Below are 12,711 nucleotides of genomic sequence, written 5' to 3' on the forward strand. Positions count from 1 at the left end.
ATGAAAAGAGGTGATGACAATGAAACGGGTGACTGCTGTTATGGGATTGATGCTTTTCTTTTGGCTGATTGCTCCTCATGCAGGAGCAGAAGAAAAAGAACCTTTATCTAATGAACAGCCACCAGCAGAAGAAGTGGCGAATGGACAGGCTGATGCACTTGAGCTTCATTCCATCAGTGACTTTTGGGAAACCATATTGGACGAGTATGGCGGCTTTTTGCCAGAAAGCCAAAAGGGCACAGTGAAGGAAATGATTGACGGCGATAAAGAGCTGTCTCCCCAAACATGGCTGAAAGCCTTTGTACATTATCTATTTCACGAGGTCATTGCAAACGGAAAGCTCCTAGGTACTCTGATTTTACTTACCATCTTTTGTTCGCTTTTGCAGCTTTTGCAAAATGCCTTTGAACAAAGCACCGTCAGCAAAGTCGCATATGCTCTTGTTTATATGGTGCTGATTATTATTGCACTCAACAGCTTTCATGTGGCGATTTCCTATGCCACAGAAGCCATTCAAACGATGACCAGTTTTATTCTTGCTCTTATTCCTCTTTTACTAGCGCTTATTGCTTCATCAGGCGGACTTGTCTCAGCCGGATTCTTTCATCCCGTTATTTTATTTTTAATGAACACGAGCGGTGTTTTCATTCAATATGTTGTTCTCCCGCTCATCTTTTTATCAGCAATATTAAGCATTATCAGTACCCTGACCGAACAATACAAGGTCACTCAGCTTGCGCAGCTGTTAAGAAATGTGGCAATTGGCGGGCTTGCCGTTTTTTTAACCGTTTTTCTCGGCGTCATTTCCGTTCAGGGTGCATCTGCAGCGGTTACTGATGGAATCGCTCTTCGTACAGCCAAATTCATTACCGGAAACTTCATCCCTGTCCTTGGCAGAATGTTTACAGATGCGACGGATACCGTGATCAGCGCCTCTGTTTTACTCAAAAATACAGTTGGACTAGTTGGGGTCGCCATTTTAATTTCAATTGCCGCCTTCCCGGCGATTAAAGTACTTTCGTTAGCCCTTATATATAAGCTTGCTGCTGCGATCCTTCAGCCGTTAGGGGGCGGACCCATCATCAGCTGTCTTGATGTCATCTCAAAAAGTGTGCTGTATATATTTGCCGCACTTGCTGTTGTGTCGCTCATGTTCTTTTTAAGCATTACCGTCATCATTACTGCGGGTAACCTGACCATGATGATGAAGTAAGGAGGGGACACCTTTTGAGCTTTCTCACGGAATGGATCACAAGTATTATTCTCTTTATCTTATTTGCGATTGTCATTGATCTTCTGCTTCCCAATTCGAGCATGCAAAAGTATGCAAAAATGGTCGTCAGTCTGCTGCTCATCGTCGTAATGCTCAATCCGATTTTTGCTTTATTTCGAGCAGATCCTGACCAAATTTTTTCAGAATTGATGAAAGGGAAGGAAAAAGCGCAGTCAGAAGAAATAAAAAATCAGATGAATTTAGAAAAAAAAGAAATACAAGCCTCTCAGCGTGCATATATTTTAAAGCAAATGGCTGTCCAACTAGAAAAAAGCGCAAAGGAGCCACTGGAGAAGGAGAGCTATGAAATGAAACACGTAGAAGTGCTGGCTGATGAGGAGCATCTGGATCAGAATATGGAGGCGGATCAATTTCGCATCAAAGCAGTTCTTTCCCCGCTCACAGGTGATGCTGTAGAAACGGTGGCAAAGGTGGACATTGATCTCTCCAGGCAAAAGGAGGAAAGCGCTGAATCTTCTAGCAAAGAGATCACAAGGGTGAAAGAGACACTGGCTGATGTTTGGAATACGAGTCCTGAGCACATCGCGCTGAACATTGAGGGAGGTGACGCAGCAGATCATGAATAACAAGGACTGGAAACAAAAGCTGAAATCATTCTTCCAGCCGCCTGAAAAAGGTGAAGGGAAGCCAAAATTAACGAAGCACCATTACTTGCTGCTTGTATTCATTATCGGCGTATCTTTCATGTTAGTCAGTCAGATCTTGTCACCACCATCAAGCAAACAACAAGCTGCGGTTCCTGCTGCTAAAAAAACATCCTCAGAAGAGCAGGAGGTATTCAAACCGGCATCCTCAGGTAAACCAAAGAATTCAATTGAGGACGTGGAGCAAGAATACGAAAACCAGCTGAAAGAAATTTTAGAGACCATCATCGGCGTTGAGGATGTATCCATCGTGGTCAATGTAGATGCAACGTCTTTAAAAGTGTTTGAAAAAAACAAATCCAATAAAAGTACAACGACCGAGGAAACAGATAAAGAAGGCGGCGTACGAAGTGTCACCGATCAAACAAAAGAAGAAGAAGTCGTCATCATCAAAAATGGCAATGAAGAAACACCAGTCGTTGTGCAAACGAAAAAACCAGAAATCCGAGGTGTCCTCGTTGTTGCTCAAGGAGTAGACAACGTTCAAATAAAGAAAACCATCATTGAAGCGGTTACACGAGTGCTTGATGTACCGAGCCATAGAGTGGCTGTTGCCCCTAAAAAAATCAAGGAGGATTCGGAATGATGTTAAAAAAACAAACGGTTTGGCTATTAACGATGCTAAGTTTAGTTGTCGTATTAAGTGTGTACTATATCATGTCTCCACAGGGTGAAAATGCAGTGACAGTAGAAGATACGAAATCAAAAGGGACTGAAGAGAAAAAGGTTGAAACAGAAAAAGGGACGGACAAAGGAATGGAAAAAGGCGCTGATAAGAAATCCACTGACAAAGAAACAAACGGCAAACAAGAGGATATCGAAACAAGCGGTGAAGAAGGAAAGGCTGTGTCAGAGCAGACAGACGATGAGCTTTTTACAACATACAGACTAGAGCTTGAAGATAAACGAAGCAAGCAGCGCGAAGAATACAACGAAATCGTTTCTAGTGACGATGCAACGGCACAAGAAAAAAGTGAAGCATACGATCAAATGACAGCGCTTAGTGAAGCAGAAGGAACTGAGCGTCAGCTTGAGACCTTGATCAAAACAAAAGGCTATAAAGATGCGCTCGTAAGTGCTGAAGGAGATAAAGTGAGCATCACGGTTCGTTCTGATAAAAAATCAAAGTCTCAAGCGGCCGATATTATTGATATGGTCACAAAAGAAATGAGAGGTCTTGATAACGTAGCTGTCACTTTTGAGCCCACTAATCAATAAAAAATGAACTGGCGCCCTTTGCCGAAAAGGGCGTTTTTTGATGCGGCTTGACGCCCCTTCCAAGGTGCTTTCGCGAGACGCTTCGCCACAATAGTAGTTGAATTCATTGAAATCCTCCTGTAAGATGTGTATAGTACGTACTTTTAGTACTAGCCTATAATTAAAAGATAAATCCATACATAGGGGTGCAAATCCATGTTAAAAATTGAAGAAATTCATGAACTGATTAAATTAATTGACGACTCTACAATCGACGAATTTACGTACGAAAACGAAGGCGCGAAAATCAAACTGAAGAAAAATAAAGAAGTCGTTCAGCAAGTTGCGGCACAAGCACCAGTGGCTCCTGTCCAAGCAGCTCCAGCTCAACAAGCTCCTACAGCACAAGCTCCAGCTCAGACTGAAGCCCCTGCACAAGAGGCAACTGCGTCTGAAAATCTGCATAAAATCACATCCCCAATGGTTGGCACATTTTATGCTTCCTCTTCACCAGAAGCAGATCCATACGTGACAACAGGTTCTAAGGTGAAGGAAAATTCAGTTGTATGTATCGTTGAAGCGATGAAACTGTTTAATGAAATCGAAGCAGAAGTAAAAGGTGAAATCGTCGAAGTATTAGCTGAAAACGGTCAACTTGTAGAATTCGGACAACCCCTCTTTCTAGTGAAAGCAGAGTAAGGAGTACGATCATGATTAAAAAGCTATTAATTGCAAACAGAGGAGAAATCGCAGTTAGAATTATCCGCGCTTGTAAAGAGCTTGGAATTGAAACTGTTGCGGTATTTTCTGAAGCGGATCGCGATGCGCTGCATGTACAAATGGCTGATGAAGCATATTGCATCGGACCAACTGCTTCTAAAGATAGTTATTTAAATGTCACGAATATCGTCAGCGTAGCAAAATTAACAGGAACAGATGCCATCCATCCAGGATACGGCTTTCTAGCAGAAAATGCAGACTTTGCAGAGCTTTGCGAGGAATGTAATGTAATCTTTGTTGGACCAACCGCGTCAGCGATTTCTAAAATGGGAACGAAAGATGTCGCGCGAGAAACAATGAAGAGTGCAGGCGTCCCGATCGTCCCTGGTTCTCAAGGAATTGTAAAAGATCTTGATGATGCTGTTTCAACAGCAGCTAGTATTGGGTATCCTGTCATTATTAAAGCAACTGCAGGCGGAGGCGGTAAAGGAATCCGTGTGGCTCGTACAGAAGAAGAGCTTATTAACGGAGTCACCATCACGCAGCAGGAAGCGGCGCAAAACTTTGGGAACCCTGGTGTCTATTTAGAAAAGTTCATTGAAGACTTTAGACATGTGGAAATCCAAGTGCTTGCAGATCAGCATGGCAATACGATTCATTTAGGAGAGCGTGACTGCTCGATCCAAAGAAGAATGCAAAAGCTTCTTGAAGAAACACCATCACCAGCACTGAATGCAGACATCCGTGAGCAAATGGGTGAAGCAGCCGTAAAAGCAGCAGAAGCTGTTGAATATACAGGTGCTGGAACAGTTGAATTCATTTATGATTATAATGAAGAGAAGTTCTACTTCATGGAAATGAATACTCGTATTCAAGTAGAGCATCCTGTGACAGAAATGGTCACAGGTGTAGACTTGATCAAAGAACAGATCAAGGTTGCATCAGGTGAGAAGCTTTCTCTTACACAAGAGGATGTCGTATATGAAGGCTGGGCGATCGAATGCCGTATCAATGCAGAGAACCCAGAGAAAAACTTCATGCCTTCAGCTGGTGAAATTAAAATGTATCTTCCGCCAGGCGGTTTAGGAGTACGTGTTGATTCTGCCGCTTATCCGGGCTATGTGATTCCGCCATATTATGACAGCATGATTGCAAAAGTGATCACATATGGTAAGTCGAGAGAAGAAGCGATTGCGAAAATGAAACGTGCGCTTCAAGAATTCGTCATTGAAGGAGTCTACACAACGATTCCATTCCACCTTAGATTGCTCGAGCATGAAACATTTGTGAGCGGTAATTTTAATACGAAGTTTTTAGAAACATACCAAATCATGAAATAATTACAGCTTTCGGAGGTGAATGATCGTGTCAGAAAACAATTTGCTTGAAATGAACCTTGATGAAGATCAATTGGGAAAAGTGCAAATTGCACCAGAAGTGATTGAAGTCATTGCTGGGATCGCCGCTTCAGAAGTCGAAGGCATTGCCGAAATGCGAGGCAATTTCGCTGCTGATGTAGCAGAACGCTTTGGTAAGAAAAATCACCGTAAAGGTGTAAAAGTAGATGTCTCTGATGAAGGCATCACAATCGATGTGTATTGTGTGGTTGAATTTGGCCTATCCATTCCAAAGGTATCCACTGCTGTACAAGAAAATATCCGTCAAACCCTTTTAAACATGACTGCCTTAACGATTAATGAAATTAACATTCATGTTGTTGGCATTCAATTTGATACAAAAGCACCTGAGGCTGAAGTAGATCAAGAAATGTAAAGAAGGGTTCAAGTGAAACCAAGGAGGCATTGCCTCTTTGGTTTTTTAAAGCCCATTTTTGGGTGATTTCCGAATATTGATAACGTCACGCGTTGATTGATTCGTTTTTCGTCACAGCTCGCATGGATCTTGGTGCGACCACGGTCAAAATATGTTATGATCTCTGTATGGCTTAACGACAAGCGGATAAAGTGGTTAAAGGAGTAAATAATGAAAAGAAGAACTGCAAGAGAAAAGGCGCTACAAACATTATTTCAAATTGATGTGAGCAATATTGATCCGAAAGAGGCCATTACACATGCGCTGGATGAACAAGAATCAGATCCTTTTTTCGAGGAACTGGTTTTCGGTGTGCTTGAACAAAAGGACAAGCTTGATGACATGATCTCCCAGCATCTAGTGAATTGGAAACTCGATCGTATTGCAAACGTAGACAGAGCCATTTTAAGGCTGTCTGTGTACGAGATGGTGTATCAAGAAGACATCCCAGTTAGTGTCTCAATGAATGAAGCGATTGAACTCGCCAAATTATTCGGCGATGATAAAGCACCGAAATTTGTAAATGGTGTACTTTCGAACATTAAAAACGACCTAAAGCAGCAATAGGAGGATTCGACATGACAGCAACAATCATCGATGGGAAAGAAACAGCAAAAGAAAAGCGTGAACAATTAGCAAAAGAAGTAGAAGAGCTAAAACAAAAAGGAGTCACACCTGGTCTTGCCGTTATTCTAATCGGTGATGATCCGGCTTCACTTTCTTACGTACGCGGGAAGAAAAAAGCAGCAGAAGCAATGGGCATGCATTTCCAGCTTGATCATTTAGATGCTTCTTTAACAGAAGAAGAATTGCTTCAGCTGATTGATCAGTACAATGCGAACGATCAATTCCACGGGATTCTTGTTCAACTTCCACTGCCTAAACACATTTCTGAAAAAGCCGTTATTGAACGTATTTCACCTGAGAAAGATGTAGATGGTTTCCATCCTTTAAATATCGGGAAAATGCTGCTTGGGGAAGATACATTCCTTCCTTGTACACCAGCAGGCATTGTTGAATTATTGAACAAAACGGGTGTCGATCTTTCTGGAAAAGAAGTGGTTGTTGTGGGGCGCAGCAATATTGTCGGCAAACCAGTTGGACAATTGCTGTTAAATGAAAACGCAACGGTTACTTACTGCCATTCAAGAACGGCGAATATTTCAGAACACACGTTAAAAGCGGACATTTTAGTTGTTGCCGTCGGTCGAGCAAACTTTATTAAAGCTGACCAAATCAAAGAAGGCGCAATTGTCATCGATGTAGGAGTCAATCGTTTGGATACTGGGAAGCTTGTTGGGGATGTTGATTTTGAAGGAGCAAAAGAAAAAGCTTCTTACATCACACCAGTCCCTGGCGGAGTTGGTCCAATGACGATTACGATGCTTGCACACAATACGGTTAAATCAGCAAAACGTACATTAGCATAAGCTTTATCCATTCATCCACCTGCATGTTGCCGGTGGATGAATGTGCGTTTTTGAAGAGGAGGAATACGTCATGAGTGAAAAAGCCTTTGTGACGGTCACAGCCCTTACAAAATACATAAAAAGAAAATTTGATGTTGATCCGCATTTAGAAGATATTTGGATCAAAGGTGAGTTATCCAATGTGAAGATTCATTCAAGAGGTCATGTGTACTTCACCTTAAAAGACGAAAACGCACGCATGCAAGCTGTCATGTTCCAGCGTTCCGCAGCAAAGCTGCCTTTTACACCAAAAAGCGGAATGAAAGTGTTTGTACGCGGCGGGATTCAAGTATATGAACCAAGCGGCAACTATCAATTATATGCAAAAGAAATGCAGCCTGATGGTGTTGGTGCTCTTCATCTCGCTTATGAAGAACTGAAGAAAAAGCTGGCAAGTGAAGGCTTATTTGATGTGCGCTATAAAAAACCAATTCCTGAATATCCAGAGATTGTTGGTGTCATTACATCCCCAACAGGAGCGGCTGTCCGGGATGTCATTACAACGATTAACCGGCGCTATCAGCAGGCGAAAATCATTGTGCTTCCGGCGCTTGTCCAAGGTGAAAATGCCATCCGTTCAATCGTAGAGCGGATCAAGGAAGCAAATGAAAAACAGCTCTGTGATGTCTTGATTGTCGGAAGAGGAGGCGGTTCGATCGAAGAACTTTGGGCCTTTAATGAAGAAGCTGTCGCAAGAGCGATCTTCGCATCAGACATTCCAATCATTTCTGCAGTGGGGCACGAAACGGACTTTACGATCAGTGATTTCACTGCAGACATGAGAGCACCCACACCAACAGGAGCAGCCGAGCTTGCTGTTCCAAGCACAGCCGATTTAATAGAACGAATCAAATCCATCGACATTCGGCTGACAAGGGCCGTGAAGAATCGAACTTCACAAGCGAAAGATCGTCTTGTGGCGCTGCAATCCTCTTATGCTTTCCGATTTCCAAAACGATTGCAGGAGCAAAAAGAGCAGCAATTCGATTTGGTATTTGACCGTTTTCAAAAACAGCTGACGAGACAAATTGAACAAAAACGCAGTCAACTAGATCGCCAGACATACAGGTTGAAGCCGCTTCATCCAAAAGAGCAGCTGCTTCAGGCGAAAAAACGCCATGCCAATGAAACAGAACAGCTCATCCGCAGCATGAATGTGCAAATGAAAACAATTCATTCGCAGTTCCAATCTGTTCTTGGTAAACTAAATGCATTAAATCCACTTCAAGTGATGGAAAGAGGCTACAGTTTAGCCTATAAAGATGATGAACTGATTAAAAGTGTGAACCAAGTTGATACGAAGGATCAGCTGGCTATTACTATGAAGGATGGACGTCTGATTTGTGAGGTTATTGAGAAGGAGGGGCAATCATCATGACAGAACCAAATAAACAAAAAGAAGAACAAATGACATTTGAGGAAGCGATGAAAGGTCTTGAGGAGATCGTTGGGAAGCTCGAAGAAGGAGATGTACCACTTGAGCAAGCCATTCATTATTTCCAAGAAGGAATGACACTTTCAAAGCTTTGTCATGAAAAATTACAGCACGTTGAAAAGCAGATGGATTTCATTTTAAAAGAGGACGGTGAGCTGGCTCCTTTCTCAGTGAAGGAGGCAGATGCTGGTGACAAGTAATTTGCAGGATTTTTTAACAACACGAAAACAGGCCATTGAAGATTATTTATTTACATATGTTCAGGAATTGAAGATTCCAGAAGAACTAAAATCTTCGATGCTTTACTCTCTTGAAGCTGGAGGGAAAAGACTTCGCCCTGTTCTCGTTCTTGCTTTATTACATGCCTATGGAAAAAACGAAGAAGATGGCATTCCGGTTGGCTGTGCTGTAGAAATGATTCATACGTATTCATTGATACATGACGACCTTCCTTGCATGGACGATGATGACCTGCGCAGAGGAAAGCCGACCAACCATAAAGTATACGGAGAAGCAACAGCGGTTCTCGCTGGTGATGCACTTTTAACGGAAAGCTTTCGCCTGATTACATCGCAGCTATCTAGCAGCGTCTCTCCTGACCAAAAGCTTAGAATCGTAGATGAGCTTGTGCGGTCAGCAGGTGCACTAGGAATGGTTGGCGGTCAATTTGATGACATGGAAGCAGAGCAAAAACAAGTCCCGCTTGCTGAACTAGAATCCATTCATGCCCGGAAAACAGGAAAGCTTCTCACATTCAGCGTCACAGCAGGTGCAATGCTGGCAGGAGCATCAGATGACGATATCGAAAAACTAAGAGAATTCAGCTATCATATTGGCATTGCTTTTCAAATCCGTGATGACATTTTAGACCTCGAAGGAAGCGAAGAAAAAATAGGAAAACGGGTCGGCTCTGATACAGCGAATGAAAAGTCGACATATCCTTCTTTATTAACGCTTTCAGGAGCAAAAGAAAAGCTGCGCGAGCACATCACACGTGCAAAAGAAATTGTCTCAAATCTTGAATTAGAGCAGCAATTGCTGCATGAGTTATGTGATCTGATCGCTTCAAGAGATCATTAAAAACAGCCTAGATTTGAGGGTCTTCGAGCAATTGTGGTAAACTGTAAACAGTTTATCATGATAAGACAACTCTTATTCCCGCTTGGTTTTCATAGGAATAAGGCATTATATATGTAGATAGAAATTTTGTTGAAAGCGAGTTGATCCTGATTGGATCTTTTATCAATAAAAAATCCAACGTTTCTAAAAGGAATGTCAAATGCAGAATTAGAGGAGCTTAGTGCTGACATTCGCATGTTTTTAATTGAGTCCTTGGCTAACTCTGGCGGGCATATCGGTCCGAACCTGGGTGTCGTTGAACTCACGGTTGCCCTTCATAAAGTATTTGACAGCCCGAAAGACAAATTTCTTTGGGATGTTGGACATCAGTCTTATGTTCACAAGCTGTTAACTGGAAGAGGGGCGGAGTTTGATACACTTCGTCAATATAAAGGACTTTGCGGTTTTCCTAAACGAAATGAAAGTGAGCATGATGTTTGGGAAACAGGCCACAGCTCAACGTCATTATCTGGCGCGATGGGTATGGCGGCGGCGCGGGATATTAAAGGGACAGATGAATATATCCTGCCGATTATCGGAGATGGTGCATTAACCGGCGGTATGGCTCTTGAAGCTCTGAATCATATCGGTGATGAAAAGAAAGATATGATCGTTATCTTAAACGATAATGAAATGAGTATTGCACCAAACGTCGGTGCAATTCACACCATGCTTGGCAGACTGCGCACAGCAGGCAAGTACCAATGGGTAAAGGACGAGCTCGAATATTTATTCAAGCGGATCCCAGCTGTAGGCGGAAAGCTTGCTGCTACAGCAGAGCGTATTAAAGACAGCCTCAAGTATTTACTAGTGTCTGGCATGTTTTTTGAGGAAATGGGATTCACTTACTTAGGTCCTGTTGATGGACATTCTTATGAAGATCTTTTTGAAAACCTTGAATATGCAAAGAAAACAAAAGGTCCTGTTCTGCTACATGTCATCACGAAAAAAGGAAAAGGCTATCAGCCGGCAGAATCCGATAAAATTGGGACATGGCACGGCACAGGTCCATACAAAATTGATACAGGTGATTTTGTAAAACCAGCTGCAGCTGCACCGTCATGGAGTGGTCTTGTCAGTGAAACAGTCAGAAAGCTTGCGCGGAAAGATGAGCGAATTGTGGCCATCACGCCTGCGATGCCTGTTGGCTCAAAACTTGAAGGCTTCGCCAAGGAATTTCCTGAGCGAATGTTTGATGTAGGGATTGCTGAGCAGCATGCAGCCACAATGGCAGCTGGGCTTGCGACGCAGGATATGAAGCCATTTTTAGCGATTTATTCAACGTTCCTGCAAAGAGCTTATGATCAAGTGCTGCATGATATTTGCCGCCAAAACCTCAATGTATTTATCGGAATTGACCGTGCGGGTCTTGTCGGTGCTGATGGAGAAACGCATCAAGGTGTGTTTGATATTGCCTTCATGCGTCATATGCCGAATATGGTGCTCATGATGCCGAAGGATGAAAATGAAGGCCAGCACATGGTCAATACAGCCATTCAGTATGATGACGGTCCAATTGCCATGCGTTTCCCGCGCGGAAATGGGCTTGGCGTGAAAATGGATGAACAGCTCAAAACCATTCCGATTGGATCTTGGGAGGTTCTTCGCCCAGGGAAGGATGCCGTCATCTTAACATTCGGTACGACGATTAAAATGGCGCTGCAAGCAGCTGAGGAACTTCAAAAAGAAGGGAAATCAATTCGTGTCGTCAACGCTCGGTTTATTAAGCCGCTTGATGAAGCGATGCTAAACGACATTCTTTCTGAAGGGATTCCGATTTTAACGATTGAAGAAGCTGTGCTCCAAGGCGGGTTTGGCAGCAGTGTATTAGAATATCTACACGACAAGAAAGCATCACATATCAAAGTAGAACGCATGGGTATCCCAGATCAATTTATTGAGCATGGAAGTGTTGATGCCCTGCTTGAAGAAATTGGACTGACGAAAGCACATGTTGCTGAGACTTTACGTGACCTGCTTCCAGCAGCACCAAGAAAAGGAATTGGATCATGACATCAAAGAAAGAACGACTTGACGTTTTATTAGTCGAACAAGGACTAATGGAAACAAGAGAGAAAGCAAAGCGTGCCATCATGGCAGGGATCGTTTACTCAAATGAAACCCGTTTGGATAAACCAGGAGAGAAAATTGCTCGTGATACGCCGCTTACAGTGAAGGGGAACCCTCTCAAATACGTAAGCCGCGGCGGGTTAAAGCTTGAAAAAGCGCTTAAAGAATTTGATCTGACAGTTGAAGGGAAATTGCTGATTGATATTGGCTCATCAACAGGCGGATTTACAGATTGTGCTCTTCAAAATGGAGCAGTCAAATCATATGCTGTAGACGTTGGCTACAATCAGCTTGCGTGGAAATTAAGGCAGGATGACAGGGTCATCGTCATGGAGCGCACTAATTTCCGCCATTCCGTCCCAGCTGATTTTACTGAAGGATTGCCAGAAGTGGCATCGATTGATGTATCTTTTATTTCACTTAAACTCATTCTGCCGGCTTTAAAGCATATTCTTGTTCCGGGTGGTGACTGTATTGCACTCGTCAAGCCTCAATTTGAAGCAGGCAGAGAGCTTGTTGGGAAAAAAGGCATCGTACGTGAGCCCTCTGTCCACCTTGGTGTACTAGAAGAGATGAATCAATTTGCTGCAAAAGAAGGCTATGATGTAAAGGATGTATCATTTTCGCCTATCACCGGTGGAGACGGAAATATTGAATTCCTTCTCCATCTAGTGCTTCATCCTGATCAAGAAAAAAATGCGGCACTTCCTGCTTCAGAACTTGAGAAGGTTGTGAAGGAAGCCCATTCTGTATTGAAAGAAAAGAAAAACAGCCCTGAGCCGGCTGACACATGAAATCATTGAAACAAAAGGAATAATAGCTCGCTATTATTCCTTTTCAGATTGTTGACAAAGGGTTAAAATGATCTTTATTTTAGCCCTTTGTCTTCTTTTCAGCGTGATAGAAAACCTTTGAAGTCTAGGAAGTTCGAGCACTGGAGCGGAGCGAATT

At 42.8% G+C, this 12,711-nt stretch carries 14 protein-coding genes; all 14 read left to right on the plus strand.

Annotated elements, in window-relative coordinates; genetic code table 11:
• The first annotated feature begins 19 nt into the window (after positions 1–19).
• The gene (spoIIIAE, locus tag AWT60_RS14650; RefSeq protein ID WP_218677405.1) at positions 20–1,213 is read left to right on the plus strand and encodes a stage III sporulation protein AE; all 1,194 of its coding nucleotides are present in this window, start codon (positions 20–22) and stop codon (positions 1,211–1,213) included.
• Between the two features lie 14 nt (positions 1,214–1,227).
• Positions 1,228–1,860, plus strand: coding sequence for a stage III sporulation protein AF (gene spoIIIAF / locus AWT60_RS14655; protein WP_075611627.1), 633 nt, complete (start codon positions 1,228–1,230; stop codon positions 1,858–1,860).
• Positions 1,853–2,524 carry a stage III sporulation protein AG gene (spoIIIAG, locus tag AWT60_RS14660; RefSeq protein WP_039179881.1) on the plus strand — a complete coding sequence of 224 codons (672 nt, stop codon included), beginning with the start codon at positions 1,853–1,855 and terminating at the stop codon, positions 2,522–2,524. The genes spoIIIAF and spoIIIAG overlap by 8 nt, the downstream gene beginning before the upstream one ends.
• Positions 2,524–3,156 (plus strand): SpoIIIAH-like family protein, encoded by a 633-nt coding sequence (locus tag AWT60_RS14665; protein WP_024428006.1) that lies wholly within the window; start codon positions 2,524–2,526, stop codon positions 3,154–3,156. Before spoIIIAG ends, AWT60_RS14665 begins: the two co-directional genes overlap by 1 nt.
• Positions 3,157–3,351: 195 nt before the next feature.
• Entirely contained in the window at positions 3,352–3,834 is a 483-nt protein-coding gene (gene accB / locus AWT60_RS14670; RefSeq protein WP_039179875.1) for an acetyl-CoA carboxylase biotin carboxyl carrier protein, read from the plus strand.
• Between the two features lie 11 nt (positions 3,835–3,845).
• The gene (gene accC / locus AWT60_RS14675; protein WP_041086141.1) at positions 3,846–5,195 is read left to right on the plus strand and encodes an acetyl-CoA carboxylase biotin carboxylase subunit; all 1,350 of its coding nucleotides are present in this window, start codon (positions 3,846–3,848) and stop codon (positions 5,193–5,195) included.
• 25 nt (positions 5,196–5,220) lie between these two features.
• Positions 5,221–5,628 carry an Asp23/Gls24 family envelope stress response protein gene (locus tag AWT60_RS14680; protein WP_034280262.1) on the plus strand — a complete coding sequence of 136 codons (408 nt, stop codon included), beginning with the start codon at positions 5,221–5,223 and terminating at the stop codon, positions 5,626–5,628.
• Between the two features lie 210 nt (positions 5,629–5,838).
• A complete protein-coding gene (gene nusB / locus AWT60_RS14685) occupies positions 5,839–6,234 on the plus strand; it encodes a transcription antitermination factor NusB (RefSeq protein ID WP_012010530.1) in 396 nt (131 codons plus the stop codon).
• An 11-nt stretch (positions 6,235–6,245) separates the two neighbouring features.
• On the plus strand, positions 6,246–7,097 hold the full coding sequence (gene folD, locus AWT60_RS14690; RefSeq protein WP_039179869.1) for a bifunctional methylenetetrahydrofolate dehydrogenase/methenyltetrahydrofolate cyclohydrolase FolD: 852 nt from the start codon (positions 6,246–6,248) through the stop codon (positions 7,095–7,097).
• A 70-nt stretch (positions 7,098–7,167) separates the two neighbouring features.
• Positions 7,168–8,514: an exodeoxyribonuclease VII large subunit gene (xseA, locus tag AWT60_RS14695; protein ID WP_075611624.1), complete on the plus strand. Its 1,347-nt coding sequence runs from the start codon at positions 7,168–7,170 to the stop codon at positions 8,512–8,514.
• Positions 8,511–8,771 (plus strand): exodeoxyribonuclease VII small subunit, encoded by a 261-nt coding sequence (locus AWT60_RS14700; protein ID WP_041086137.1) that lies wholly within the window; start codon positions 8,511–8,513, stop codon positions 8,769–8,771. Before xseA ends, AWT60_RS14700 begins: the two co-directional genes overlap by 4 nt.
• Entirely contained in the window at positions 8,755–9,651 is an 897-nt protein-coding gene (locus AWT60_RS14705; RefSeq protein WP_256928513.1) for a polyprenyl synthetase family protein, read from the plus strand. Before AWT60_RS14700 ends, AWT60_RS14705 begins: the two co-directional genes overlap by 17 nt.
• A gap of 150 nt (positions 9,652–9,801) precedes the next feature.
• A complete protein-coding gene (gene dxs / locus AWT60_RS14710) occupies positions 9,802–11,703 on the plus strand; it encodes a 1-deoxy-D-xylulose-5-phosphate synthase (RefSeq protein ID WP_034280265.1) in 1,902 nt (633 codons plus the stop codon).
• Positions 11,700–12,554, plus strand: coding sequence for a TlyA family RNA methyltransferase (locus AWT60_RS14715; protein WP_041106824.1), 855 nt, complete (start codon positions 11,700–11,702; stop codon positions 12,552–12,554). The genes dxs and AWT60_RS14715 overlap by 4 nt, the downstream gene beginning before the upstream one ends.
• The last annotated feature ends 157 nt before the right edge of the window (positions 12,555–12,711 follow it).

Origin of the sequence: Bacillus sp. F2HM, assembly GCF_019266135.1 — a bacterium.
GTDB classification, from domain to species: Bacteria; Bacillota; Bacilli; order Bacillales; family Bacillaceae; genus Bacillus; species Bacillus safensis.